This window comes from Stenotrophomonas sp. (genome assembly GCF_050737075.1).
In the GTDB taxonomy this organism is placed as follows: domain Bacteria; phylum Pseudomonadota; class Gammaproteobacteria; order Xanthomonadales; family Xanthomonadaceae; genus Stenotrophomonas.
The window spans coordinates 1-23,997 of record NZ_JBOHXV010000075.1; the positions used below are offsets into that span (position 1 = coordinate 1).

The 23,997-nt window shown below is 60.5% G+C and carries 29 protein-coding genes and 1 pseudogene; 9 read left to right on the forward strand and 21 right to left on the reverse strand.

Translation table 11 applies throughout. The features are described from left to right. From ACREPD_RS16255 to ACREPD_RS16265, 3 genes and pseudogenes are all read left to right on the forward strand, one after another. A partial coding sequence (locus ACREPD_RS16255; RefSeq protein ID WP_431600296.1) for a hypothetical protein occupies nt 1–388 on the forward strand: 388 nt, incomplete at its 5' end. A gap of 85 nt (nt 389–473) precedes the next feature. Next, nucleotides 474–1,316: a class I SAM-dependent methyltransferase gene (locus tag ACREPD_RS16260; protein WP_431600297.1), complete on the forward strand. Its 843-nt coding sequence runs from the start codon at nt 474–476 to the stop codon at nt 1,314–1,316. A gap of 116 nt (nt 1,317–1,432) precedes the next feature. Continuing rightward, a pseudogene (locus ACREPD_RS16265) lies at nt 1,433–2,361 on the forward strand (GAF domain-containing protein). Between the two features lie 60 nt (nt 2,362–2,421). Here ACREPD_RS16265 and ACREPD_RS16270 read toward each other — a convergent pair. From ACREPD_RS16270 to ACREPD_RS16290, 5 genes are all read right to left on the reverse strand, one after another. After that, nucleotides 2,422–2,598: a hypothetical protein gene (locus ACREPD_RS16270; protein WP_431600298.1), complete on the reverse strand. Its 177-nt coding sequence runs from the start codon at nt 2,596–2,598 to the stop codon at nt 2,422–2,424. Nucleotides 2,599–2,769: 171 nt separating this feature from the next. Then, complete coding sequence (locus tag ACREPD_RS16275; protein ID WP_431600299.1) at nt 2,770–3,582, reverse strand: alpha/beta fold hydrolase; 813 nt, start codon at nt 3,580–3,582, stop codon at nt 2,770–2,772. Between the two features lie 146 nt (nt 3,583–3,728). Beyond that, entirely contained in the window at nt 3,729–4,451 is a 723-nt protein-coding gene (locus tag ACREPD_RS16280; protein WP_431600300.1) for an XVIPCD domain-containing protein, read from the reverse strand. A 231-nt stretch (nt 4,452–4,682) separates the two neighbouring features. Continuing rightward, nucleotides 4,683–5,336 (reverse strand): hypothetical protein, encoded by a 654-nt coding sequence (locus ACREPD_RS16285; protein WP_431600301.1) that lies wholly within the window; start codon nt 5,334–5,336, stop codon nt 4,683–4,685. 117 nt (nt 5,337–5,453) lie between these two features. Beyond that, nucleotides 5,454–5,801, reverse strand: coding sequence for a winged helix-turn-helix transcriptional regulator (locus ACREPD_RS16290; protein ID WP_431600302.1), 348 nt, complete (start codon nt 5,799–5,801; stop codon nt 5,454–5,456). Between the two features lie 107 nt (nt 5,802–5,908). Here ACREPD_RS16290 and ACREPD_RS16295 point away from each other — a divergent pair, with 107 nt between their 5' ends. Both ACREPD_RS16295 and ACREPD_RS16300 read left to right on the forward strand, forming a co-directional pair. Next, entirely contained in the window at nt 5,909–6,898 is a 990-nt protein-coding gene (locus ACREPD_RS16295) for an MDR family oxidoreductase (RefSeq protein WP_431600322.1), read from the forward strand. 220 nt (nt 6,899–7,118) lie between these two features. Then, on the forward strand, nt 7,119–8,195 hold the full coding sequence (locus ACREPD_RS16300; RefSeq protein ID WP_431600303.1) for a S41 family peptidase: 1,077 nt from the start codon (nt 7,119–7,121) through the stop codon (nt 8,193–8,195). 150 nt (nt 8,196–8,345) lie between these two features. Here the strand turns inward: ACREPD_RS16300 and ACREPD_RS16305 are convergent, their stop codons facing one another. Beyond that, the gene (locus tag ACREPD_RS16305; RefSeq protein ID WP_431600304.1) at nt 8,346–9,488 is read right to left on the reverse strand and encodes a YncE family protein; all 1,143 of its coding nucleotides are present in this window, start codon (nt 9,486–9,488) and stop codon (nt 8,346–8,348) included. 217 nt (nt 9,489–9,705) lie between these two features. Between ACREPD_RS16305 and ACREPD_RS16310 the strand changes: the two genes are divergently transcribed. Beyond that, nucleotides 9,706–9,921 carry a hypothetical protein gene (locus ACREPD_RS16310; protein WP_421569022.1) on the forward strand — a complete coding sequence of 72 codons (216 nt, stop codon included), beginning with the start codon at nt 9,706–9,708 and terminating at the stop codon, nt 9,919–9,921. A gap of 49 nt (nt 9,922–9,970) precedes the next feature. Here ACREPD_RS16310 and ACREPD_RS16315 read toward each other — a convergent pair whose 3' ends face one another. Together ACREPD_RS16315 and ACREPD_RS16320 are read right to left on the reverse strand one after the other, a co-directional pair. Next, a complete protein-coding gene (locus tag ACREPD_RS16315; RefSeq protein ID WP_431600305.1) occupies nt 9,971–10,138 on the reverse strand; it encodes a hypothetical protein in 168 nt (55 codons plus the stop codon). A 50-nt stretch (nt 10,139–10,188) separates the two neighbouring features. After that, nucleotides 10,189–10,551, reverse strand: a complete 363-nt coding sequence (locus tag ACREPD_RS16320; protein WP_431600306.1) for an XVIPCD domain-containing protein — start codon at nt 10,549–10,551, stop codon at nt 10,189–10,191. A 232-nt stretch (nt 10,552–10,783) separates the two neighbouring features. Here ACREPD_RS16320 and ACREPD_RS16325 point away from each other — a divergent pair, with 232 nt between their 5' ends. Continuing rightward, the gene (locus tag ACREPD_RS16325) at nt 10,784–11,650 is read left to right on the forward strand and encodes a hypothetical protein (protein ID WP_431600307.1); all 867 of its coding nucleotides are present in this window, start codon (nt 10,784–10,786) and stop codon (nt 11,648–11,650) included. A gap of 126 nt (nt 11,651–11,776) precedes the next feature. Here ACREPD_RS16325 and ACREPD_RS16330 read toward each other — a convergent pair whose 3' ends face one another. From ACREPD_RS16330 to ACREPD_RS16390, 13 genes are all read right to left on the reverse strand, one after another. Next, nucleotides 11,777–12,373, reverse strand: a complete 597-nt coding sequence (locus tag ACREPD_RS16330) for a zeta toxin family protein (RefSeq protein WP_431600308.1) — start codon at nt 12,371–12,373, stop codon at nt 11,777–11,779. Continuing rightward, on the reverse strand, nt 12,370–12,789 hold the full coding sequence (locus ACREPD_RS16335; RefSeq protein WP_431600309.1) for a hypothetical protein: 420 nt from the start codon (nt 12,787–12,789) through the stop codon (nt 12,370–12,372). The genes ACREPD_RS16330 and ACREPD_RS16335 overlap by 4 nt, the downstream gene beginning before the upstream one ends. 5 nt (nt 12,790–12,794) lie before the next feature. Further along, the gene (locus ACREPD_RS16340; protein ID WP_431600323.1) at nt 12,795–14,750 is read right to left on the reverse strand and encodes an XVIPCD domain-containing protein; all 1,956 of its coding nucleotides are present in this window, start codon (nt 14,748–14,750) and stop codon (nt 12,795–12,797) included. Nucleotides 14,751–14,827: 77 nt separating this feature from the next. Next, nucleotides 14,828–15,499, reverse strand: a complete 672-nt coding sequence (locus tag ACREPD_RS16345; protein WP_431600310.1) for a hypothetical protein — start codon at nt 15,497–15,499, stop codon at nt 14,828–14,830. Nucleotide 15,500: 1 nt separating this feature from the next. Then, on the reverse strand, nt 15,501–16,019 hold the full coding sequence (locus ACREPD_RS16350) for a hypothetical protein (protein WP_431600311.1): 519 nt from the start codon (nt 16,017–16,019) through the stop codon (nt 15,501–15,503). Between the two features lie 390 nt (nt 16,020–16,409). Then, nucleotides 16,410–16,925 (reverse strand): hypothetical protein, encoded by a 516-nt coding sequence (locus tag ACREPD_RS16355; RefSeq protein WP_431600312.1) that lies wholly within the window; start codon nt 16,923–16,925, stop codon nt 16,410–16,412. Nucleotides 16,926–17,237: 312 nt separating this feature from the next. After that, nucleotides 17,238–17,738, reverse strand: coding sequence for a hypothetical protein (locus ACREPD_RS16360; protein ID WP_431600313.1), 501 nt, complete (start codon nt 17,736–17,738; stop codon nt 17,238–17,240). 48 nt (nt 17,739–17,786) lie between these two features. Beyond that, on the reverse strand, nt 17,787–18,287 hold the full coding sequence (locus ACREPD_RS16365) for a hypothetical protein (protein ID WP_431600314.1): 501 nt from the start codon (nt 18,285–18,287) through the stop codon (nt 17,787–17,789). A 155-nt stretch (nt 18,288–18,442) separates the two neighbouring features. Next, nucleotides 18,443–18,937 carry a hypothetical protein gene (locus ACREPD_RS16370; RefSeq protein ID WP_431600315.1) on the reverse strand — a complete coding sequence of 165 codons (495 nt, stop codon included), beginning with the start codon at nt 18,935–18,937 and terminating at the stop codon, nt 18,443–18,445. A 126-nt stretch (nt 18,938–19,063) separates the two neighbouring features. Then, on the reverse strand, nt 19,064–19,576 hold the full coding sequence (locus tag ACREPD_RS16375; protein ID WP_431600316.1) for a hypothetical protein: 513 nt from the start codon (nt 19,574–19,576) through the stop codon (nt 19,064–19,066). 227 nt (nt 19,577–19,803) lie between these two features. Beyond that, entirely contained in the window at nt 19,804–20,265 is a 462-nt protein-coding gene (locus ACREPD_RS16380) for a hypothetical protein (protein ID WP_431600317.1), read from the reverse strand. 8 nt (nt 20,266–20,273) lie between these two features. Further along, complete coding sequence (locus ACREPD_RS16385) at nt 20,274–20,774, reverse strand: hypothetical protein (RefSeq protein WP_431600318.1); 501 nt, start codon at nt 20,772–20,774, stop codon at nt 20,274–20,276. A 259-nt stretch (nt 20,775–21,033) separates the two neighbouring features. Then, nucleotides 21,034–21,366: a hypothetical protein gene (locus tag ACREPD_RS16390; RefSeq protein ID WP_431600319.1), complete on the reverse strand. Its 333-nt coding sequence runs from the start codon at nt 21,364–21,366 to the stop codon at nt 21,034–21,036. A gap of 828 nt (nt 21,367–22,194) precedes the next feature. Here ACREPD_RS16390 and ACREPD_RS16395 point away from each other — a divergent pair. Beyond that, entirely contained in the window at nt 22,195–22,410 is a 216-nt protein-coding gene (locus ACREPD_RS16395; protein ID WP_431600320.1) for a hypothetical protein, read from the forward strand. Nucleotides 22,411–22,652: 242 nt separating this feature from the next. Then, entirely contained in the window at nt 22,653–23,258 is a 606-nt protein-coding gene (locus tag ACREPD_RS16400; RefSeq protein WP_431600321.1) for an HNH endonuclease, read from the forward strand. The last annotated feature ends 739 nt before the right edge of the window (nt 23,259–23,997 follow it).

A 23,997-nucleotide genomic window follows, 5' to 3' on the forward strand; every position in this document is an offset into this window, starting at 1 on the left:
ACCCATGCCTATCCTGCTGCTGTTCCTGCTCACGACCGCCACGCCAGAGCCGTTCCCGCCCGGCTACCACGACCGCCCCGGCGACGCCGACGACGGTATCCACGTGATCGTCCGCACCGGCCTGTGGGACGACTTCAACGGCGGACAGGCCGCGGTGGAGCAGGTCCTCATTCCCAACGAGGACGGGTCGTTCACCTATCAGTACGCACGCCAATCCCGTGCCACGCGCATGTACCACGCCACCTACTGCGCCTTCAGCCAGATGTACCCGCCCGAGGCAGACCTTGTCATCTGTGGCTCCGGTACTTACGGCGGCTGGGGTTGCTTCAGCGACACGCTGTTGCCGCCCAGGCCACGGGCACTTGGCCATCCAACCGAGCCGCCCTGAACCAGCCCGCCGCCCATCTCGGGTACGATTCCACCCCTTCCCTTCTTCCAGGCCGGCTGCCCTGCAGCTTGGTCGCCCCGATCCCGTGCCCCACTACACCGGCCCCCTGCTTACCCGCCCCCTTGCCGAAGCCCTGGTCCGCGCCCGCGACGCCGGTGCCACCGAATGGACCGGCTCGCTCGACCTCGCCCGCTCCACCGGCACCGCCGTGCTGGGCGCCGAGAGCTGGCAGTGGAAGGGCGAGACCTATGCCTACCCGGGCAAGACCAAGGACCGCACCCTGTACTACTGGGACGGCGAGGAATTCCTGGCGGTGTCGCGCTACGGTACGGCGCTGATCAAGCTGGTGCCCACCGAGTGGGACGCGCCCACCTTCGAGATCGATGGCATCAAGATGCTGCCCAGCGCGCAGGTGTCGCCGTACGAGGACGCGCGCCGCAAGGTGGCGCTGGTGGCACCGGCCGGCAAGACCGTGCTGGATACCTGTGGCGGGCTGGGCTACTTCGCCGCCTGCTGTCTGGAGGCAGGCGTCACCCGCATCCTGTCGTTCGAAAAGAACCCCGACGTGCTGTGGCTGCGCACCCTCAACCCCTGGTCGCCGGACCCGGACGCCGCCAGCAGCGGTGGCCGTCTGTCGCTGACCCACGGCGACGTATCGGAGGCCATCACCGGGCTGGAGACCAGCTCGGTGGACGCCATCCTGCACGACCCGCCGCGCTTCGGCATTGCCGGCGAGCTCTACTCGCAGGTGTTCTACGACCAGCTGGCACGGGTGATCCGCGCGGGCGGGCGCATGTTCCATTACACCGGTGCCCCCAACAAGCTCACCAGCGGCCGCGACGTGCCGCGTGAAGTGGCCAAACGGCTGGAGAAGGCTGGCTTCAAAGCCGAGCTGGCGCTGGATGGCGTGTTGGCCGTCAAGCGCTGATACGCAGGAACTGCACGCGCAGGTGAACCGGTCACCGCGCGTCCACCCGGGCTTAACCTGAACGCGTCGCGGCTGACCTAGGCTATTGCCATGCCCTACGCCTGACAGGTAACTGCATGACCCCAAGCACCACCGCCGTCTTCGATGAAACCGAACGCCAGCGCGCCCTGGATGCGCTGCATATCGTGGGCAGCCTGCCCGAACCCGCCTACGACGACATCGTCAAAGTGGCCGCCGCCGTCTGCGGCACCCCGATGGCCTGGTGACCCTGATCGACCGCGACCGCCAGTGGTTCAAGGCCCGCACCGGGCTGGAGGGCGTGCAGACCGAGCGCAACGTGGCGGTGTGCGACCACGCCATCCGCCAGCCGAAAGAGCTGATGGAAGTGGGCGACCTCACGCTGGACGCGCGCTTCGCCGATAACCCGGTCCTGAAGGACATCGGCGCCCGCTTCTACGCCGGCATGCCGCTGGTCACCGAAGATGGCGCCGCCGTTGGCAGCGTCTGCGTAGTGGACCTCAACCCGCGCCAGCTCAACACCACCCAGCGCGAGGCCCTGCAGGCCCTGGCCCGCATCACCATGAATCTGATGGAAGGCCGCAGCCGCGAACGCGAGCAGCAGGTCGCCGCCATTCTGGAACACGGCGTCGCCGAAGAGACCGCTGCGGCACCCGATGCGGCCGGTTCCTACACCGTGGTGATTCTGGAGCTGCAGGACCTTTCCGCGGCGGCGCAGCGCTTGGGCGAGCGCGGGCTGGACCGCCAGCTGCAGCAGTTGGACCAGGCGCTGGAGCAGTGCCTGCAGCCTGAGCGCGGCGACAGCATCAACCGTGTCACCGGCAGCGGCGAATTCATTGCGGTGCTGGGCAGCGCCGATGCGGGCGAAACGCTCGCCAAGCTCGAACAGGTGGCACGCGATACCCAACAGAGTCTGGGCGTGGCGCTGCTGTTGGGCACGGCCTCGACCCATACGGCCGAAGCCACCACCGCCGTCTTCCTGCGCGCGGACCAGGCGCTGAGCGCCGCCAAGGACGCCCTGCGCTGATCCAGTATTGAGGCGCACCAGAGGCGATGCGGTGAAGTAGTCACCGCATCGCCGTGAGGCTCAGTCGCCGCGTGGCAGTTTTGCCGCCCACATGTTATCCACCAGGTTGGGGTAAGCCCGGCCGTTTTCCTTGGCACGCTGCCGCGCCGCATCCTTCTGCACCTGCGACAACGGCTGCCCCTTCCCGGCCTTCTTGGGATTGGGCTTCTTCCAAGGCGGTGTAACCGTCTTACGCATGCAAGTTCCCATCGTTCCAATTGCGTGGCGCCACGCGCCCAGGTGGAAATGACGCCACGCGATACATGCCCGTGACATCACGCGATACATGGCCGCGAAATCACGCAATCCCCGGCCGTGACGCCACGCCCCCGTGGCCGTAGAGCCACGCCATGCGTGGCTGAACGTGACCTACTTTGCCAGAAACGCCACCAACGCCGCATTGAACTGCTCAGGGTGGCTGGCATTGCACCCATGCGGCGCATCCTCCAGCACCACCACCTCGCTGCCCGCAATGGCGGCATGCGTGCGCTTCCCGGAGCCCTCAAACGGCACCGTGCCGTCACTGTCACCGTGCAGCACCAACGTAGGCACCGTCACCTTCTTCAGATCCTCGCGGAAGTCGGTGGTACCGAAGGCCTTCATGCAGCCAAGAGCGGCCGTCTGATCAGACTGCTCACACAGCGCAATCGCCTCCTGACGCTGCTTCTCGCTGACCTTCAGCTCACCCTTCGCGCTGAAGAAATCCTTGGTAAACCCATCAAAGAACGTATCGCGATGGTTCTGCAGGCCCAACCGCATCTGCTCCGCCTTCTCTTCGGTCAGCGGCCCTTCGGGGTTGTCAGCGGTCTTGAGCAGGTACGGCGGCACGGCAGCGGCGAACACTACGCTGCGCAGACGCTGCTCACCATGCCGCGCGATGTAACGTGCCACTTCGCCGCCGCCCATCGAGAAGCCCACCAGCGTGGCATCGCGCAGATCCAGGTCTTCCAGCACCCCCGCCAAGTCATCGGCCAGCGTGTCGTACTCGTAGCCGTCTGCAGGCTTCTCCGAGCGGCCGAAGCCGCGGCGGTCGTAGGCCACCACCCGATAGCCCGCGTCCTTCAGCACAGGCACCTGCGCCTTCCAGGATTCGGCGGACAACGGCCAGCCGTGGATCAGCACGACAGGGCGGCCAGTACCGCCGGTGTCTTCAACATGCAATCGAACGCGCGATGCCGTCATGGGATGTCCTTCGGTGCGAATGAAGCGTTGACCTTAGACAACCTGCCACACACCACCCGTGAAGAAAATCGCGGCCGCAATGACATCGCGTGCACAGCCCGGCGGGTGCAACCTTTCTGACTTCTCAATGACACACAGGCGAACGTTCAGCCCATTCGGCGGGCGGTTGTCTCACGCTCCTGCGATTGCACCTGGTCGTTCTGCTGCTGCGCCAGCTGGCTGTTGTTCGTCAGCTGCTCACCGCGTTCCATCGACACCTCAACCGGCGTCTGCGCGGCCTGGGCGGTTGCCATCGCCGCGCGCAGATGCCCGGGGTCACCGCGCTCGCCCTGCACCACGAAGATGTTCTCGGCCGCGGGCGATTGCGCGGTGCGCTCGCTGAGCATCACGTGGTCGACGCGCGACAGGCCGTTTTCCTTGGCCAGCACGAACAGGCTGGCGCTGACGTTTTCGCTGGTGGGGTCGTACCTGCGCCCGTTGGCGGCGTCCAGTTCGGCGACCTTGCCGCGAATCTGAGCCATCATCGGATCACCCTCCACACCCTCGCAAGGACCGTTTTCAGAGATCCACTTCTGAAAGATTGTTTGCTTCGGCATGTCGTTGTGGATTTCGGCATCCACCTTGCTGCCCCGGACTGGGGCAGGAATGCTTTCAACTTCTCGCTTGTTTTCCAGCGGCCTGACGGCACCCTCGTAGTGTTTGTCCTGACCCGACTTGGACTGACGGTGCAGGCCGGCATGGTTCAGCGCACCCCAAGTGAAGTCGATGCAGCTGTTGTTGAAGCCACCGTATTGCATGTTGAAACCATGCTTGGTAGGGTCTTTGCCAAATTCAATGATGCGATCGAACTGATCCTTCGTGATCTCCATCTTCCGTGCATAGAATGGCTTTATGTAGTCTGCCTCGTCCAAGCCCGTTACAGCTCCCGGCCCGCTCGTAGCGCCATGTTTGATGGGCGCGAACCCGAGGCTCTACGAGAAGATCCCATGCTCGACCGACAAGTACATATGGCCTGCGGCCGATGTACCACCTCGGGCTAGCGGTGTGCCGGGGGCAGCTACGTAAACGGTGACGGTATAGGGTGCGTCCTTGCCCATGAATCATTTCGCCTTTTTGAAGTAAGCAACAAGCAACTCAGCGTTGTCGCCCTGGAACTCTGGGTGATCCGCCGAAAGTTCCATGCTCAATCGGTAATGCCCCGGCTGGATGTTCTCTGCAGATGCGAATTGAAGGACGTCATAGAACAGAGTGGCGTCGAGAAGTCCGGCATCTTCTAGTAACGATGTATCAACGCTGGTCGTGGTTAGACCTGGCACGCTGCCGTCTACAGGAACTGTGACTCGATCACGCAGGTCTGGCGTATTCCTCATGAGAGGCACCATTGTGACGGCGCCTTCTTCGACGCGGAGCAGTCGTACGTTGGCCGCCATTTTTGCTTCGACCAATCTCATGGAAAGCGCAGTTCCAGAGGCTGCGTCCGGCCTGGTCAGTCGCAAACCCAGCATGAGGTAGGGCACCGCATTTGGCCCGGGCGGCGGGACTTCAAACTCGAGGTTTATCACCTCGCCCGCCTTGTCCAACGCAATCGGTCGAATAAGAGGAGCTACAGTCCGCATCTCAGCGTTCTCCTTGTTAACCACCACGTTGGGTTGCGCGGTCTCTTCTCCGCGACTGCACCCTGACAACGCCGCTATCGCGATCACGCTCGCAGCACACAACACAATTGATCTATAGGCCTTCAGTGTCATGGTCACGTCTCTTCCTGATACGGGCGATCGTAGCGCGTGCGTAGTGTGGCGGAACCTGCACGAGTGACGTATAGGAAAAGTCCTAAGCACGCTGCGGCATCCGGCCGCAGCTGCATGCGCTTCTCAGAGCTCACCTGTCTGCTCCCGGTTCTTCCTCTTGTAAGCACTCCCCCAATCGCGCATTGCCAGCAACACCGGCACCAGCGTCTGGCCCAGTTCCGAAAGCCGGTACTCCACCTTCGGCGGCACCTCGGGATACACGTGCCGCACCACCACGCCGTCGGCCTCCAGCTCGCGGAGCTGGCTGGTCAACATCGATTGCGTGGCGTTGGGGATCAGCCGGGTCAGCTCCATGAAACGCTTGGTGCCGGACACCAGGTAGAACAGGATCACCGGCTTCCACGTGCCGCCCATGACCGAGAGCGTAGCCTCCACACTGCAACCGGTTTTGCCATATACGCGCCGTGCCATTACGGGATACTCCTGAAAACCATAGTACCTGTGAAAAAGCATAGTTCTTGTGGCAACCACGGCACGACCATAGCATGCAGCTCATGTCCCCCGAGGTGATCAACGCCATGAAATTCAATGCCCTGCTGGCCACAAAAGAAGACGGCCAGGTCTCCACCAAGCTCGTGAGCTTTGACGACGCCGATCTGCACGACGGCGATGTACTGGTGCAGGTGGACTACTCCACCCTGAACTACAAAGACTCGCTGGCGATGACCAACCGCTCGCCGATCATCCGCAGCTTCCCGATGATTCCGGGCATCGACCTGGCCGGCACCGTAGTGGAATCAAGCCATGCCGAGTTCCGCAACGGCGACCGCGTGGTGCTCAACGGCTACGGCCTCAGCCAGACCCACCACGGCGGCCTGGCCCAGCGCGCGCGCGTTCCCGGCGAGTGGCTGGTGAAGCTGCCCGACAGCATCAGCAGCAAAGACGCCATGGCCATCGGCACAGCCGGCTATACCGCCATGCTGTGCGTGCTGGCGCTCGAACATGGCGGCGTGAAGCCCGAGCACGGCGACATCCTGGTCACCGGCGCCAACGGCGGCGTGGGCTCCATCGCCGTGGCGATCCTCTCCAAGCTGGGCTACCGCGTGGTGGCGTCCACCGGGCGCCCGGAGCACGCGCAGTACCTGAAGGACCTGGGCGCCGCCGAACTCATCGATCGCACCACCCTGGCCGCGCCCCGCACCCGCGGGCTCGACGCCGAGCGTTGGGCGGGCGTGGTGGATGTGGCCGGCAGCCACACGCTGGCCAATGCACTGGCACAGACGAAGTATCGTGGCGTGGTGTCCGCCGCCGGGCTGGCACAGGGCGATGACCTCACCACCTCTGTACTGCCTTTCATCCTGCGCAACGTAACGCTGGCAGGTATCGATTCCGTGCAGGCGCCGCGCAGCGTGCGCATTGAAGCGTGGAAGCGGCTTGCGACCGATCTGGATCTGGGCAAGCTGGCGAGCACCGTCGAAGTGATTGGCCTGAAGGACGTGCTGGAAGTGTTCCCGGCGTTCCTGGAAGGCAAGGTGCGTGGGCGGTTGGTGGTGGATGTGAATGCCTGAGCACCTAGCGATAAGATCGAAGGCATAACCCAGCGCCTTCGCCACCCGCCATCCCAGGGCGCCCCAAGAGGGCGCCCTCAACGAGCGTTTCGTGAAACCAGGTAGGGCCGCTGACTGGTAGGGTCGCATCCCAGTCGACTGCACGGAGCAGCTCAAGGTGCGATTGAGGCATGACCAAAATCGAAGGCACAAAACCTTCATCAACAACGGAGAGCAACACGTGTCAAAAGCTAAAGGACTAGCAGCACTGGCCAGCACCCTCGCACTAACAGCAGCATGCACCCTCGCAGCAGCGGCCCCTTCCACTGGCGCATCTGAAACCCCAGACGTACGCGAAAAGATCCTGCAGCTCCTTGAACAAGGCGCCCTCTACCGGGACCAGATCGACTGGCCGTCCACACGCCAGCAGATTCGTCACGCCAACGAACCAACCGAAGCCGACAAGCTCCTGGACGACGTCATCGCCCGCAGCACAGGCAACCACGGCCGCTGGATCCGTGCATCAACGATGGCCAGCACGTCAGGCATGCAGCGAACAGCCCAGGCCTCCCAGCTTCGACGACCTGCCAAGGCAGCCGGCAGTGCCGGCCCAGCCGCTGCCCGCAACGGCAACACCGATCCGATCGGCTGGATCTCGATACCGACTTTCAAAGAGGATTCCACGGCTGCGCCTCCCGTTCGGTATCAACAGCAGGTCAGCTTCGCCCAGCAGTTGCAGACGCAGCTACGCACTGAGGATCAGCGTGATCGCTGCGGCTGGATTGTGGATCTTCGGGCGAACCAAGGCGGCAACATGTGGCCCATGATCCTCGGGGTGGCGCCGTTGCTATCGACGCATCCCAGCGACAAGGAAGTCATCGGCGCGTTCAACCTGGGGAAGACGCACCAGGTCTGGAGCCTCCAGTCCGGACGCGTCATGGTGGACGAGCGTATGCGGATTGAGCTTGCATCACCACCTTATGTGCTACGCCACCCTGCCCCCGCCGTGGCGGTGCTTTTCGGCTCGAAGACCGCTAGCTCCGGCGAAATGATGGCGTTGGCGTTTCGAGGCAGACCCGCTACGCGCAGCTTCGGGCAGCCCACCGCAGGCCTCTCCACGGCCAACAATCCTGTTCGACTCACGGACGGCAGCATGCTCCTGCTTACCGGCTCGGTGGCGGTGGACCGGAACTTCAAGGGTGATGGCGGGAAGCTGCAGCCTGACGTCTCCATAAGCGACTCCACTGATACCGAGGCAGCTGCGCGCAGGTGGTTGATGGAGCAGCCGGCGTGTCTGGGCGCGTCGAGAGCGCTCTAGCCTTCCTGTCGAGCCGCATTCTCGTCGCGGTCCCCACCGCCATGATTCCGGACCTATTGCGGGGGCCGTAACATGAAATTTCCGCCGTAACACAGCGAGTGTTACGGCGAAAAATCATGTTACGACCTGCGGCATCCAGGCCAATCAGCCTTACAGCGCAATCCGCGCCACAGACTCCTCACTACCCTTCTCGTCCTTGTCACCATTCTTGATGGTCACGTACAGGACGTTCTTCTTCGCATCCAGCGCAAGGCTGTTAGGGTGCGTCGGCACGTCATACGTGCCCACCTTCTTGTAGCTTTCGCTGTCATACGCCGTCACCGTGCCCGCCTCGCGGTTGGTCACGTACAGGCGCTTGCGCGGTGCATCCAGCAGCAGGCCCAGCGGGCCGGCGTCAGTGGCGATGCTGGCCAGTTCCTTGCCGGTGGTGGGGTCCAGCACCAGCACGCGCTGGCCCGGGTGCTTGGAGGTGAAACCCGGAATGCTGCTGCCCTGGTATTTGCGGATCATCTCCAGACCCTGGTCGGTCACGAACAGGCGCTTGCCGCTCGGGTCCAGTGCCAGGTTCATGGGCTGCTCGGCGCTCACCTTGAAGCGCTGCTCCACCTTGCCGCTCTCGGTGCCCACCGTGACCACTTCACCCAGCAGGTTCGAGGTGAGCACGCGCTTGTTGGCCGCATCCAGGGTGAGGCCCGGCGCCTTGGCGTTGCCCAGGCCGGGAATGGTGTTGATCAGCTTCAGCGACTGCGTGTCCACCACGAACAGCACGCTGCCTTCGCCGGAGTGGCCGGTAACGTACAGGCGGTTGTTCGGGGAATCGACCACCAGTTCGCGCAGGTCGTGGGTGTAGCCGGCCTTGCCGTCCTTGCCCACCTTCTTTTCCATCAGCTGCACAATGCCGACGGCCTTGTTGGTGGCGGTATCGACCACGGTCACCGAGGTGTCCACGGTGTTGCCCACGTACAGTCGGTTGTGGGCGTCGTCGAGCACCACGCCGAATGCCTTGCGCTCCAGCGGGATCTTGGCTTCAACGGCCAGCGAATCCGGGTTCAGGCGCAGCACCTGGGCCGGGCCGGCGGCATCGCCGAAGCCGCCGGAGGAGGCCACGAACAATGCATTCTGGGTGGGGCTGAAGGCCAGCTCATACAGGCCCTGCGCAACAGCGGTGCGCTGGACGGAGGTAGCGGCTGCGGTGGTGCCGGCCTTGTCGGCAGCGAAGGCGGACGGGGCGCCGAGGGTCAGGCTGACGGCCAGCGCCAGGGCGGCCGAACGGAACAGGGTACGAGGGTGCATGCGAGCGTCCTTGTGAGGGCATAGGAAGAATCCTGGCTCGCGTGGCCGCTGGAAGCGGCCAACCACACAGTCGAACGACGTGGGAAGGCTGGCTGGCCCGGACATCTTAACAGGAGCGGCTTGTGGAGGTCGGCAGCGCTGCGAGCCCTTGGCCTGCCTGCGTCCCAATCTGTGAGACGCCCCTGCGCGATCCTGCCTTCCGCTTCGGAGGATCCACATGAACAAGATCGACACTGACTGGCTGGAAGAATTCGACCAGGCCATGCTTGGCCTGTTTGCCATCAACCACAGCGACGCCGGCATGGATGAGCAGCTGCTGGTGAGCTACTACGACCTGGAGCCGCGTGAGGCGGCGTTGGCGTTTGGCAATGACTACGATCTGGATCGGGCCGATCCGTTGTGGCCGCCGGCGGGGCTGGCGTTGAACAGCTGAGCCAAGGCGTACAGCACAAGGCGATGCCCAGCCGCACTGCACTACCTGGTCAGTGCAGTGCGTCCATGAGGTTGAGGAACAGCTCCTGGATTCCATTCCTTTCGCTCCAGACAACCCACAGGGCGATGAATGGCGCTAGCAGGTGGACGTCCCGCTTCCTCACGCGGAAGGTGTAGTAATCGTCCGCTGCCGTTTCTGCCGAATCCTGTTCACTCATGACGTAGCTCACTCTGTGTACGAAGTTGACGTTGCGCTATCCGGCGCCACTTATTCGTCGCCAGACTGCTGCCCCTGCGGTTTTGCGTCAAGCTGCTCCAGCAACTCTTCAGGGCGGGGCTGCACGGCAAGTACGGTACACATGCCGGCGCGCAGGTGGCCAGGGTTGTCCAATTCACCCTGCACCACGAACACATTGTGCGCGCCGGGCTGGTCTGCGGTGGGGTCGCTGAGCACCACGTGGTCTACACGCTTCAGGCCGTGGTCCTTGGCCAAGGCAAGCAGGCTGCCGGTGAGGCGCTCGCTGGTCTTGTCGTAGGTGCGGCCGTGGGCGGTGTCGAGCGCGACCACTTCGCGGCGAATCTGCTGGTAGAGCGCCAGATCGGCGGTGTCAGCTCCGTTGTGTTCCTTCACGTTCCAAAGTCCTCCCGAGACTCGTATCGGTTTGCTGTGCCTGCCGAACCGCTTGGGGTCCAGATTATCACGGGCACTTCCGCGTACGGGCTGGATGCGTCACGCCTTGCCCCGTAGGCCGAGCCCGGGGCCTACGCTCGGAGCGGGCGGCCGTTGCCGCATTGACTGGCTTCCTGTCCCGCTGCCGAGACTTTTCATATAGTTGACCCCAACCAATGCAATGGAATGGCCCATGAGCGTGTTGTCAGCCGGCCGGTGCCTGACACTGACAGCTGCACTCGCCGTCGCCCTGAGCGCCAGCGCATGTGCAAGGACGTCCCCTGCGGAACAGGAAGGGAGATCAAGCACATCGGAAGCAACTGAAACCGGTCGTACCATCAATGGGCACACCTACACCAATACGCCGGTAGACGTGAAGCTGGGGCCGAACACCTTCCGGATTCCGGCGAACTACTTCGACAGCCAGATTGGCCCCTTCGACGAGGGTATGGACCTCAAGCTTGAATGGCCGGGCATGACGCCCACGGCGCCTGGAGCCCGAGCTGCACCGAGGTCCAATGACTTCTTCCGCGAGATCGCGATTTCTGTTGACTACATCGACCGGCTTCCGATCGAGGGGGCCATGGCCAGGCGCGTGACCAACGACGGTCACACCACCGAAGGTTCGCTTGAGCGTCAGGATCCCTCTGCCCGGCTGGATCTCAGGGTGGCGCAGCCCGAGCGCATGGGACTCACGCCTTATGCCATCAATGAGGAACTGCGCGTGGCATACGCGCATGCGCAGGAAGCGAAGACAGGGCGCCCGTTCCCGCGGAACCTTTCGTTCGAGCCTGACTGGTACATAGCGCGCTCTGAGAATAGCGACATAGCCACGTTCATCAGGTGCGACAACGCGACATATCGCGAAGATGGTGTTGTACTGGAAGGCGAACAGGTGACGCCGGTGGAGGGCGCTGTCTCAGCGCTGTGTACGCACTACTTTGTTGATGTAGACAACAGCCTTTCTATTACGCTGAGCTACAAGCGCGCGTTTCTCAAGAACTGGAAAGCCATGGAATTGGCCATACTCGATGTCTTGAACCGCACGAAGGTCCAGTAGTCTGCTGATACCGGTAGTCTGCTGATAGCCTGTTCCGGGGAGTCCCGCCCGCAACCGCGGATATGGCCGGCCGCATCAGTATGAAGTGCTGCAGCTCGAGCGGGAGAAACCCCTGCAGCGCTTCCGTCAACGGCCGTGAATCGCGTCTAGCCTTTCCGGAAGAAGCTCATATGCGCTGTGATGTACGGCCTTCGAGATGTATCTACCGTAACCCTCGTTTTCCAACCCCCCTGTAAAGCGGGCATGCAGGGAAATTTCGCTTTCCAATCGATGCGCCACTGTTACGCGCACTTCGACTGTGTAACCGCGCTCCTTCATGCGCCTGATGAGAACTGGAACGAGGAGTGAGCCATCCGTGCACGAGATATCGAAGATCACATGCCTGAGCAGGCTGGCGGTGTGCCCCAGAAGCCTGAGCGCCCATGTCGACGCATCGGTCGCTGTACGACTAGACCAGGTGTAGGGATCTTCGCGGCGGAACTCCCTCACTCTCGGGTGGTAGTCCGCGAGGTCTTCGGGTGCAATCACAATGGCGTCATTGGTCAGCTCGACGAACGCTGCCCGCACGAGCTCAGCTGTACAGGCCCCTGGCTGGCCGACCACGATGATCGCTTTGGGCCGGTTATACGCCATAACATCGTCCAACCGGTGGTCCGGGATGATCTGCTCGTACAGAATGCGGTCGCTTTCCTCCTGGGAAAGCTGATCACCAGTCTCAGTCACGATGCGCCTCCTTCCTGCTTTCCAAAGTGCGCCCACAACGCGGCATCGCCGATCCAAACGTGCTTGAGCCGAATTTCCGACATCAGCCGGACGTTCGCCTCCGCTCGCTTGATCTGCCTCCGTTCGCCCGCTGCACGCGCCGCATCGAGTTCGTCTCTTGCTTCCGTGAGAAAGCTTCCCAGGCGGCCTTCCAACGCCCATACCGCAAGCTCGAAACGTGGGGCCGCTTTGCTCCCGGAGGCAGTGACATCATTCAATACCTGCTGCAGGCGCTCGATGTGTGCCGGATGCTTGCGGAGCCGCTCACGGAGCTTGGCGGGAACCAATGAAGCGGCACCCGCTGCAGTGGCCTCGGATGCCGGCGCGGGCTCTGCAAGCGTAGGACCCTCAAATAGCTTTCGCAGAAATTGTTTCATGACCACTACCCCATTCTCATTGCAGACCGATGTGTCTCTTGCTGGTGGTCTGCCGTCTCACGCTGGTTGTTCAACTGCTGCGCCTGCGCCTGCGCTTGCTCTTGTACCACCGCGTCAAACTTCGCCATCGACTGTTCGAACGGCGCCGTCACTGCCTGCTGGGTGGACATGCCCGCACGGAGGTGGCCCGGGTCGTTTATCTCGCCCTGCACCACGAAGACGTTATGGCCGCCGGCCTGGCCTGCCGTGGGGCTACTGAGCACCACATGGTCTACGCGGTCCAAACCATTGCTCTTGGCCAGCACCAGCAGGCTGCCCGTGAGGCGTTCGCTGGTCTGGTCGTAGCTGCGGCCATGTGATGCATCGAGCGCGGCCACACCTGCACGTACCTGTTGGTAGAGCGCGTGCTCGGGATGACCGGCCTGCATCGGAGTGATCTCCGCCGGTGTATTAGATTGCTGATGGGATGGCGCTGAATTTTTGACTACCGGCGCGTCCATCGCGATCTCCATCGAAGGAGGAGTCAGTGCATGACCACGTCGCTGGACTTCCTCGACGGACTGGCGCCGCGTAATTTCGGGCTGCTGTTGAAGTGGCGAAGACGGTGAGATCGGAACGTACTGGTGGTCTTGCTGCGGGCTGACGCTGCCATCCTGAGTGTGATCAAAATGATGCAATGACGCAGGTGTATGACTACTGTCATAGTAGGGACGAGGTGCCTTGTTCCTACCTAGGTCGAGGCCTTCTTTCTCGATCAAATCCTCCTTCAACCCGATACTGGCCATGTCGATGGTGAGCCTCGGCCGGATGCCTCGATGGACGACGTTGGCCTGATCCTCGGCCACTAGGATTTGCTCCACCGCCCACGTACCGTAGTAGTTGGGATAGTCCGCGGTAGGTTGAAGGTTACCAGCGAGATTCTTGTGCTCGCCGAGCCCGACCGGACGCTGGCCCGATTGCGCGTAGTCTGGCGATGGGCGATCAAAATAGTGTTGACCCATCGCGGCAATGTTGGCAGAGGTCTGCGGCAGACTGCCGTTCTGGTCGAAGGTGAGGCCAGAGAGGGCACTTGCCTTTGGCATCGTTGTGCTTGGATCCTGTTGGACAAAATCACGCAGCCTGACATTAGATATTTTTAGCATGTGATCCAAATCTGCGCTTGGATTTCCTTGCCGCTCACGGCTCATCACCGCGTTCCATCCCGCAATCTCTGCCCTTGCCTCGTCCTCGCGTCCGGCCTGAATGTAGGTTCGTAATTCATCCGTATAGTCGTGCACCGGCTCAATGGCGCGCGCCTGGGCACCTACGTTTCGTAGAAACGTGTTGGTTGCCTGGACTTTAGCTGTATGGTTGAAGCCATGTTGAATTTCGTGCCCCAGCACAAACGTCATATCGATGTCGCTGAATCGTCCTTGCGGATTACTTGCTGAATTCGTTTGTAGGCCAAGCGGTGGCAGGTGCATAACTTTGTTTATGCCGTCATAGGTGCCACCTGCTGCTACACCTGGGCCAACGAACCCAAAGTGTTCAAGTTGAGCTCGACGGTTCCGATCAGTTGGATCGAGGGTCGTCACCGCCCTCTTGATCTCATCGGCGAGTACCGGTGAATTGTTGATGGTGGATTGCAGGTTATCCACCATGTCCTGAGTGACGCTGTGGCTGTTGCTCGCCGCGTCCTGGTAGGTGCTGTTGCCAAACTCTACCGACATTTGCTGAACTTTCAGCGTTGCCTTCAGGTCGGTGCTTGGGGCTGGTCCAGTTGTTTGAAAACTCGCCCGCGGCAACATGACGACACCACTCTGGATATCGTAGGCTCCGACCAAATTATGTATATTGCTGTTGGCGGCCTGCAATGCAAAGCCTTTCAAGTGCTCCGCCTGCGCCGCCTGGTCAAATTGTCGTAGAAGCCTTGCATCTGCCGTGAGTGCAGCACGCAGTTGCGCCACTTGATCCGGCGTCACGCCTTGCTGTCCGGAAAACTGTGCAAGCGCAGCTTCTAGTTGGGTGCTTGGGCTTGCCATTCACTTACCCTGCTTGGCTAGTTTAGTACGCCGATGGACATTGAGCATATGCGATCCATCTTTTTATCAGCGTCGGGAGACACTAAATTGACGGAAAAGTTGACTGATATACCGTTGTCAAAGTCATAGAACTCCCAGCCAATTCGCGCCCCCGCCCCCCCTTCGTGAGGGGGAGTGACATTCGAAGCAACGCTGTACTTTTTTGATTCCTCCAACTTTCTTCCGATGGCCCAATAATTCAAAGGGCAAGCGGGATAGTCGAAGAACAAGCCCACGCTGTGCGGCTGCAAATAATTCTCTTTGATCAACCCTGGAAGATATGTAATTGAGTATCGCGTATCGTCATCAAGCAACCCCTCGACTGCATAGGCGCCATCTGGATCTTGCACGGGAAATATCCGCATCTGAAGGACGCGCTGAATATGCTCAGGATTGATGTCACTCTTTGATTCTATGCTTTCGATCAGCTTCAAAAACCGCCGGCCGATTTCTTCGGCGCTGAGCTTGCGATTGTCCGCCGTAGCGGACGTTTCCGTGGTGGGCATGGCAGTGGGTTCCCTGACGAGTGTCGACGCGGATTGTGCAGAGGTATGCGCGCAAGCGGACAAAGCCATGCCGCCCAGCAGGACGAAACTCGCAACGAAAAGATGCTCTAGATTTCGCAAGGCCATACTCCAGTCGTGCTGCATTTCAAGCCGATGGTACAAGTCCTGATGCGTGCGCGGCAGCGTAGGCGTCCGCCAGGACGACTTTCCCATCAGTCAGCCGTTGATACGCATCTGAAATCTCAACTCCGACGCGAGCCAGTGCGTCAACACTTGAGATTGCCGTGTAGCGCATTGCATCCGTGTTGTTGGTTTGGCCGGCAAACGCATTCAACAATCCTTGCGCAAGTCCCTCTACAAACGTGATGTCGTCATCTGTGTTGCCCAAGGTCTTCTTGAATCGGAGCATGTCCTCCAGAACCCAGTCTGGCGTGAGATCCAAGGTGCACGCCGACTCTTGGCCCCCTGCTTGGTCAACAACCGCTTCATACCCGAAGACGCCCATGCCACCGATACGCTCTCCATCGCGCAGGAAGGCGTACTGAAACTCGATTGACCCCGCTCCATGTACCTCAGCGCTGGGTAGCACTCGCGGCCTCGGAATCGAGACGCCACTGGCCAGGTCAATCGCAGATCGTTCTCTTGGCATGAAGTGGAGCGGCATCAATCTTCCTTTTTGGGCAAGCCATTGTTCCTATACATCCAACCGTGTCCGTAGAAGTTCCCCAAGGACGCCGAACCCACTTGGGCATCGCCAGCGCACTACGGGCGGCGCCACTTCATACAGCTCTCCCAGAATGCCACGGCGATGGCTGAGACGGCCATCAGAAAAGTCCTATGCTGCTCACCGTGTAGCGAGGCGCACCACCTGGCCTCATCTTCCTCGCACGGGGCAGGATGCTAGAACAAACAGAGCTTTCGCCTCGAACATTCGCTTACCCGCGCTCAGGCCTATCTTGCCATAACGCGCGAGCAGTTCTCCGTTGGCCGCCACCTGAAGAATTCATTGCAAGGGCGGGCGCGGTTCGAACGAGGTCATAGAAGACGAACTTGGTCACGAGGGCTCGCCGTAGGCTGCACGCGCGGGCAAGAACGACTCGGCGAGCACGATCGTTCCATTGGGTAGCAAAGGGACGCCGTCAGGCACAGCAATGCTCGCGCCTACCAGCGCGTCGACATGAGTGATTGCGATGTAGCGCCGGCTGAAACTTGTCCGCCCATGCTTGACGAAGAAGTTTACCAAGCCTCCTGCAAGGCTTTGCAGGAACGCAAAGTCGTCATCGCTGTTGCCCAGCGTCCTCTTGAAGCCAAGCACACCCTCCAGTACCCATGCCAGAGTCATATCAAGTGGGTAAACCCTGGCACGCTGAGTCGAACCCGCAACAGCGTCTTCAGTACCGAAGAGCCCAAGACCTCCGATGCGAACGTCGCCCCGTAGAATCGCGTACTGATACTCAACTCCTCCACGCCCATCAGAGAACGTATGGGAAACCATCCTGGGAAGAGCAATGGTCACGCTATTGCGCACTTCAAAGAGAGATGGTGTTGATGGGACGATGTCGATCGTCATGTCTCTTCCTTTAGAAATCCCGCCTGTCGGCCCGCCGATCTCGTGCAGGCAAGCGCAATCTGCGAGGTCGTTGCCTATCGATAGCTACTTTGCCGCCCAATGGTCATTGATTCCAACGCGGTGGCCAAGGTATACAACAGGCGCCCTCACACCCGACACACTTGTGGGCCGCCTCACCCAGAGCTGGCTAAAGCCGACATGTCAGCAACTGCAGACCGGAACGCCAGTCTAGGCGTCCTTCTACCGACAACTTGCTAGCCAAACGTACGCCTGAGCAGTACGACGCCACACCGAAAGGATTGCCCACCACCCTTACCCCCGATGAGCAGGAACGCTAGCTTCCGCGAGGACGATGACTCCCTGCTCCAGGGCATCTGCACTGACGGGGACGGGAATGCCAAGGCTGGATAGCGCCTCCGCACCTGTGTATGCAACGCAGGAGAGGCGCTCCCCATCGCCGTGCTGGCTTGCGATTACGTCAACCAAGCCCCTAGCCAAGCCCCGAAGAAAGATGAGGTCGTCATCGGTGGCTGCAAAACTCTCTTTTGAGCGCAGCATGGATTTCAGGGCAGATGCCGAGCTGAGATCAATGGCATACACCCGCTCAAGCTGGCCAGACGTCTCAACGACCTGTTCGGTGCCGAAGACTCCCAATCCGTCGATTCGCTCATCACCTCTGCGAAAGGAAAACTGATACTCGACACCCTCGAGACCATCGGCGAAGGTATGCGGGAGCATTCGTGGCAGCGGGATGTGAACTCCACTTTGCTGATCGAAGGACGATGTTCCTCTTGGCTTGAAGTCGATAGTCATATTCCCATCCTCATTCGGCGATTCCTTGAACTTGGCATGGCGCCGCCGTCAGGCAACATGCGCAGGAACAAACAACTTAGCGAGGATGATACTTCCGTCAGCCAGCGCAAGGTGGCCGGCAAGTGCGGGCGCACCAACCTGTGCCAAGTCTTCGGCGCTGGCGACGACCAGATAGCGTCTGCTCTCGTGATTGGCGGATTTGCCTGCGAAAACATTCACCAAGCCTTGTGCCAGGCAGCGGACAAAGACGAACTCGTCGCTTGTGTCGCCAAATAACCTCTTGAACTTCAGCATATCCATGAGTACTTCAGCAGGGCGCAGATCGAGTGTGTAGATCAAGCCACGCTGCCCATCCAACTCGGCAGCGACTTCGGTTCCGAAGAACCCCATGGCACCCACCCGCTCACCGCCTCGGCGGAACGTGTACTGGTACTCGACGCTGGCAACTCCGTCCACTGGCGCATCCAGAAGAATTCGAGGATGCGAAATTGTGACGCCACTACCCTCATCAAACGAGGTGTTTGCGCTTGGCTTGAAGTTGATCGACATCACTCTTCCTTGGTTTGCTTCAGTTCTGGTGACACCGCCCCGGTGCTCGGCACCATACCCGCCACGCCAAGGATGATTGTCATAGCTTACCTGCGAGTCGTACTGGCAACCTGCGCATGTACATTTAACTGGACTAGCTGGTGTCTTCCCAAGCCTCAACCAGCATGCGCGGGAACCACCACCTGGGCCAAGACGATCACGCCATCGGCTGCAACATCTGTTCCGTCCGGCATCTCCACGCCGCCCTGAGCCAGTGCTGCAGACGTAGTGACGGCCACGTATCGCAGGTTGTCTTCATTTCTGACCTGCCCTGCGTATGCCATCACAAGTCCGTTTGCGAGGCTGCGCACAAAGGTGAAGTCGTCATCTGTATCACCCAGCGTCTGCTTGAACTCGACCATCGATGAAACAAGCCAGTCGTGGCCAAGATCGAAAGTGAAAACCCACTCTGTGAGTCCATCCGTCTCGACTTCAGCGTCTGTGCCGAAGAAGCCCAGTCCCCCTATCCTTCTTCCGTCGCGGATGAACGCGTACTGATACTCCGTAACCTGCTGGCCGTCTGGCAACACGGCAGGAAGGATTCGAGGCTCCGGAATTGACACTCGATGGATCGGATCAAAGGAAGAATCCAATCGGGGTTGAAAGATCATCAGTTGAGTACTCCGTGTAGCTCGTCGCTTCGTGGGGGCTGGATCCTGGTGGTTTTGGGTAACCGACGATTCCGCTTGGGCACCTCTTCCTTCCGTTTGCTCAGGGCGCAGTATGCTGCGGCAGGATCAGGCGCTTCGCTGGTCAATGCTGGCCAGAACCGTCACGGCAGCCAGGACAAGCTGTCCATCGGGCTGGATCAATGAATCGTCGGAGATGACAACGCCGGCGCCTTGCATCGCACCGACATTGGTCAAAGCAACGTAGCGGAGATTGTCGTCGTTGCCGTTGAAGCCTGCATAGGCAAGCACAAGACCTTGCGCAAGCCCGCGCAGGAAAGTGAAATCGTCGTCTGTCACTCCGAAGTCCTGCTTGTGTCGGAGCATGGACTTGATGATTGCCTCTCGGCCAAGATCAAACGTGAACACCCATTCCCGAAATGCCCCATCTACCACAACCTCATCGTGCCCCTCGAAGCCGAGTCCACCGATCCGGTGGTCACCGCGATAGAACGAGTACTGGTACTCGGCACCCCCCCTGCCACTGGCCAGAGTAGTTGGAAGAATTCTTGGCCGCGGGATCGAAACATCGCTGGCCGGATCGTAGGAGGAATGTGATCTGGACTGGAAACCAAGGGGCATCGTCCTTCCTTATTCAGCTTCAAGCATTCCGTGTGCTTCAATCCTGCGCACCCCAACCACGTCGCTCTCGGGCATCGGCCACTCCAATCAGCACCCCATAGCCCGACCGACCCGCCCGTGCGACGCAGAAGATTGTCACAGGTCACCCGCTCGAGCTATCGGGAAATTCTGACTCGCGCGAGCGGCTCGGCTACGCCAGGAGCGGTCCAACGCGTTCCTTTCCCGCCTCATGCCGTCCGGACGTTGGCTGCCTGGGCAAGCAGGATTCGCCCTTGGGTCATTGGCATATCCGTGCTCAGCCCCGTCATACCATGACGCGCAAGTAGCTCTTCGGTGGTCTCTGCGACGTAGCGAATGCCGTACTTGCTGCTGCTGTGATCCATGTTTGCCATGACAAGTCTCTCCGCCATGCCAATTACGAACGTGAGGTCGTCGTCGGTGCTGCCGATCTCCTGCTTGAAGCGCAACAGTGATTCCAGGACCCAGCTGCGCCCAAGATCAAGAGTGAATACCCTCTCCGGTCCAACGGCCCCCTCAACCATGGCCTCCCATCCGAACAAGCCCAAACCCCCGACTCGCTTGCCGGCGACGTAGAACATGTATTGGTACTCGGTATGATCCGGATCCTCCGGCAGGCTGGCGGCAATGATGCGCGGCGCTGGTACAAGAATCTCTTTCAACTCAGCCATGGCAGACCCTATCTTTCGCGACCCGGAACAAGGTTCTCGGCCAAGATGATCTGGCACTCGGAGAGCACGGAGGCTCCCTCAGGAAGGCCAACGCCATTCTGGGCCAGGGCGTCCACAGTCGTTGTCACCCTGTTGCACTGTGGGTCGACGTTGCTGCGACTCCTCGCGAAGACCTCAACCAAGCCCTGTGCGATGCTGCGGATGAACGAGAAATCGTCATCCTCATTGCCTATTGCCCGCTTGAAATGCAGCACTGACTCGATATCCGAGGCTCGCGTCAGGTGGACCGTATACAGCTTTTCACGACCCCCGGACGCGTCCAACGTGACTTCGTCTCCAAAGATGCCCAGTCCGCCGATCCGGCGATTGTCACGCAAGAATGCATACTGGTACTCGATGCCATCGCCCCCATCCGGCAGGATAGTTGGGAGCATGCGGGCCAGTGAGATCCGGAAATCCCTACCTTGATTCGGGTCGGCGTCACCGGTTGACTTGATATCCAAAGGCATCCCTCTTCCTTCTACTGATGTCAGCCTGCAATGCCCAACGGGCGAATGTGCCATCACGGTGCGGGAGGCACCGAGGCCAGCGAATGCATCCATGCGGCGCTGGCCTCATGCTCATCGATTGCGGCACGTTGAACAAGCCCTTCGGTACTCGACGGCAATCGAACCAGCGCTTACGTGAGGCAGGCATGGCACTGGAGGCTGTCGCCAACGGCCTCTACTTCCGATCCTTGCCAGCCTCTGTGCCAAGCCACGGGGCGTGTCAGTACGACACACCTGGCTCATTGCTCCACCCATGCTGCCGCCGCCCCATCTCATCCACATCCCGGTCATCGTCCGCGAACCGGGCCACCGCATCTGGCACGTGGTTGGACGCCATGAGCGCATCCAGGGCGACAATCGCCGAGACGCGCTTGGCCGATTCCAGGCGCTTCGCCTCGTTGTGCGCCTCCGTGCGACAGTGCATGTACACGTACTCCCGCATCAGCTGCCGGAGCACCTGCGCTCCGGTAAGGTTTTCGGTTGCCGTGGCGGCCTCGAACTTGATGAGCAGCGCTTCATCGATCTCCAGCTGGATCAAGACACTCTTCTTCATGACTTCCTCCTGGTGCTTCGGGTTGAGCGGGCATGCGCGTACGCACCGCACCTGCGGTGCAATGGCATGCTCGTTGGTGAGATTCAGAGCGCGGGGCTACGGAGGCTTGGCGTTCAATGTCGCCAAGCTTCGAACGCCCTGTAGGGTGTGCCGCGTGCCGTCAGGCTGGGCCCACCACTCAGGGACAATCAGCTCAGCAGGACTTCCGCTGAGGCTTCATCGGGTTCTACGCGTGGACTGTCATTGGCCTTCGGCTGATCGTCAGCGTGACGCCACCGGGCTTGGGCTCGGTGCTGAGATACGTCCGTGACCAGCCCCAACCGGTCAAGCCAGCGGCTTGGCAATCGAAGGTAAGGCACAATCTCGACGGCAATGTGCTGCGCATGGGTGGAATGCGCCGCCACGCCACCTTGGTGACTGCAAGGTGGGCGGGCGTATGGCTTGGGGATAGGTGGCACGAACCCTAACGAACTGTGCGACGTCGTAAGCAGCATGTTGGACCTCCGGCAGGAAGATCCCTCGCCGGGACGGCAAGGGAGTCGGGAGGTTAGAAACCGTCTAGTCGCAATCGGCGGGCGTATTTCCTCAGGGGGTGTTGTATTAAGCCACCCTCCCGACATAGGGACGTCCAACATTATGCGACTAGAAGAGTTTCTACGCTCCGATGTGCACCATGCGGGATGAGTGGGGAGATGGGAAATCGCTTGTTTCTGTTGATCTGGGCAGCTTGGTTGGCGCTGCCTAAACATTGGCGCAACTGGCTAGCGGCAGTCGCAAGATCTGGGATGGGACGCACGTAATCTACGTCCATCCACGGGAGTGAAGCGGATGGAACGAATTGATTCGGATTGGTTGCGAACCTTTGACGAGGCGATGCTCAGCTTCTTTGCCATCGACCACGCAGAAGCCGGGATGGACGAGAAGGAGCTTAGTTGGTACGTAGACCTTCCACCTGAGGAGGCTGCGCTGGCCTATGGGACGGATTTTGACCTCTGCCGCATTGACACGCTCTGGTCCTCTCACGGCCCTAAGCGCCCTGCCTAGTAGCTGGATTTCGCCACACCCTGACGTCTACGGCATACTCCTAGCCTATCGAATCGTGGATTCGCATAGGGCGAGGGGAAGGCTGCATGGACGATTGGACCCACCAACAACTTGCTGCCTCCGTTGAGGCGTACAGATGGATGCAGCAGCGTGCTGCAGACGGCATGAAGCTGAACAAGACGCAGCTCTACCGAGAGCTCGCCCTCGAACACGGTCGCACGCCCTAGGCTTGGGAATACCGCATGCAGAACATCTCTCATGTCTTGGAACAGCTTAAGGAAGACTGGATTGAGGGCCTGAAGCCGGCGAAAAACGTTGGTCCGGAGGTCACCGGTGTACTTATCAAGCTGCTGAAGGTTGGGCCTCCCACTCCCGTATCCCCCACCACCTTGACGCGGCTTGAGCAGCAGCGTCAGCTCGTCGACGAATCCGGGTACTTCCTTCCAGAGAGCGTCGAGGATCAGAGAGATCGGGTGTTCAAGTCCATCGTGCAACGCCAGGGTCAAAGAGAATTTCGGGCCGCCCTTCTGGAGGCTTATGGGAGCAAGTGCGCCATGACTGGTTGTGGGGTAGTCGACGTCCTTGAGGCGGCCCACATCCATCGCTACATGGGCAAGGGAACCGACATCGTTTCGAACGGCCTATTGCTCCGAGCAGACGTGCACACCCTCTTTGACCTTAACCTCGTTGGCGTCGAAACGACCACGATGCGGATTTGCGTCTCCCCCTCACTTGCTGGCTCCAACTACGAAGAACTGGCTGGGAGGCCGTTGGCAAGTCCAGCCGTCATGGGTCACGCAGTTGACAAGGGGCAACTTGAAAGGCACCGAGCCCTTTGTGAGTGGTAGAGCCCACCCTATAGCCCCGGCACATCGCGAGCCAGTATGCAGCTACAAGGCTACGCTTAGCCGAGGGCTCGAACAGCGAGAGGATGCTTTGCACCTCCGCCAGTCCGATCAATGCCACCAATGCCGTTAGCCCACTCAGCTTGCATTCGTCGGCGCCCCAGCTTTCTAACGCATCCCGCGTCGCTCCCATCGACATCAGAGTCGCTGACCGTCGCATCCGAGTCTGCACGTTGAGATGGATTCCCTACGGCGCATCGCTACAGCTCTTCGCGCAACTTGCTGGACCAACTGACGGCAGCGGACAGACAGCAGAAGACGCTTTCACCGCATTCCCAGGCTTAGTTGCATCGACTGAATTGGCAGCCCCCCCCCCCTCGCTCGGGGCCGGCCCGAAGCACCAGATGATACGATGTCAAACCGTGGCAGAGAGGAAGCCACGCATCGTAAGCCTGAGGTTCCGGTGACCCGACGTCCAGCAGACTCCTGACGCCGGGCCGAAGCAAATCTTCGGGTATCCTAACTCGGAAGCACCGCCACTGGCGGCTCTCTCACGCCTGCCGCTCTTTAACCAGAGCAATAATTGTTGACACGCCACCGGACTCATGCTTAGCACTGAATCGCCCAGGGTTCCGTAGACACCTCGCGGCCATAAACTATGGCTTAGGCGGAGGTGGTTATGAGTACGAAGCGGTACACCGATGAGTTCAAGATCGAGGCGGTCCGGCAGATCGTTGAGTAC

Excerpts from the sequence above, each read along its gene's own strand:
- ACREPD_RS16270 (WP_431600298.1), bottom strand. The coding sequence starts at position 2,598 with ATGCGTAAGACGGTTACACCGCCTTGGAAGAAGCCCAATCCCAAGAAG.
- ACREPD_RS16275 (WP_431600299.1), bottom strand. The coding sequence starts at position 3,582 with ATGACGGCATCGCGCGTTCGATTGCATGTTGAAGACACCGGCGGTACT.
- ACREPD_RS16280 (WP_431600300.1), bottom strand. The coding sequence starts at position 4,451 with ATGGAGATCACGAAGGATCAGTTCGATCGCATCATTGAATTTGGCAAA.
- ACREPD_RS16290 (WP_431600302.1), bottom strand. The coding sequence starts at position 5,801 with ATGGCACGGCGCGTATATGGCAAAACCGGTTGCAGTGTGGAGGCTACG.
- ACREPD_RS16295 (WP_431600322.1), top strand. The coding sequence starts at position 5,909 with ATGAAATTCAATGCCCTGCTGGCCACAAAAGAAGACGGCCAGGTCTCC.
- ACREPD_RS16305 (WP_431600304.1), bottom strand. The coding sequence starts at position 9,488 with ATGCACCCTCGTACCCTGTTCCGTTCGGCCGCCCTGGCGCTGGCCGTC.
- ACREPD_RS16310 (WP_421569022.1), top strand. The coding sequence starts at position 9,706 with ATGAACAAGATCGACACTGACTGGCTGGAAGAATTCGACCAGGCCATG.
- ACREPD_RS16315 (WP_431600305.1), bottom strand. The coding sequence starts at position 10,138 with ATGAGTGAACAGGATTCGGCAGAAACGGCAGCGGACGATTACTACACC.
- ACREPD_RS16325 (WP_431600307.1), top strand. The coding sequence starts at position 10,784 with ATGAGCGTGTTGTCAGCCGGCCGGTGCCTGACACTGACAGCTGCACTC.
- ACREPD_RS16335 (WP_431600309.1), bottom strand. The coding sequence starts at position 12,789 with ATGAAACAATTTCTGCGAAAGCTATTTGAGGGTCCTACGCTTGCAGAG.
- ACREPD_RS16345 (WP_431600310.1), bottom strand. The coding sequence starts at position 15,499 with ATGCAGCACGACTGGAGTATGGCCTTGCGAAATCTAGAGCATCTTTTC.
- ACREPD_RS16350 (WP_431600311.1), bottom strand. The coding sequence starts at position 16,019 with ATGCCGCTCCACTTCATGCCAAGAGAACGATCTGCGATTGACCTGGCC.
- ACREPD_RS16355 (WP_431600312.1), bottom strand. The coding sequence starts at position 16,925 with ATGACGATCGACATCGTCCCATCAACACCATCTCTCTTTGAAGTGCGC.
- ACREPD_RS16360 (WP_431600313.1), bottom strand. The coding sequence starts at position 17,738 with ATGACTATCGACTTCAAGCCAAGAGGAACATCGTCCTTCGATCAGCAA.
- ACREPD_RS16365 (WP_431600314.1), bottom strand. The coding sequence starts at position 18,287 with ATGTCGATCAACTTCAAGCCAAGCGCAAACACCTCGTTTGATGAGGGT.
- ACREPD_RS16370 (WP_431600315.1), bottom strand. The coding sequence starts at position 18,937 with ATGATCTTTCAACCCCGATTGGATTCTTCCTTTGATCCGATCCATCGA.
- ACREPD_RS16375 (WP_431600316.1), bottom strand. The coding sequence starts at position 19,576 with ATGCCCCTTGGTTTCCAGTCCAGATCACATTCCTCCTACGATCCGGCC.
- ACREPD_RS16380 (WP_431600317.1), bottom strand. The coding sequence starts at position 20,265 with ATGGCTGAGTTGAAAGAGATTCTTGTACCAGCGCCGCGCATCATTGCC.
- ACREPD_RS16385 (WP_431600318.1), bottom strand. The coding sequence starts at position 20,774 with ATGCCTTTGGATATCAAGTCAACCGGTGACGCCGACCCGAATCAAGGT.
- ACREPD_RS16390 (WP_431600319.1), bottom strand. The coding sequence starts at position 21,366 with ATGAAGAAGAGTGTCTTGATCCAGCTGGAGATCGATGAAGCGCTGCTC.
- ACREPD_RS16395 (WP_431600320.1), top strand. The coding sequence starts at position 22,195 with ATGGAACGAATTGATTCGGATTGGTTGCGAACCTTTGACGAGGCGATG.
- ACREPD_RS16400 (WP_431600321.1), top strand. The coding sequence starts at position 22,653 with ATGCAGAACATCTCTCATGTCTTGGAACAGCTTAAGGAAGACTGGATT.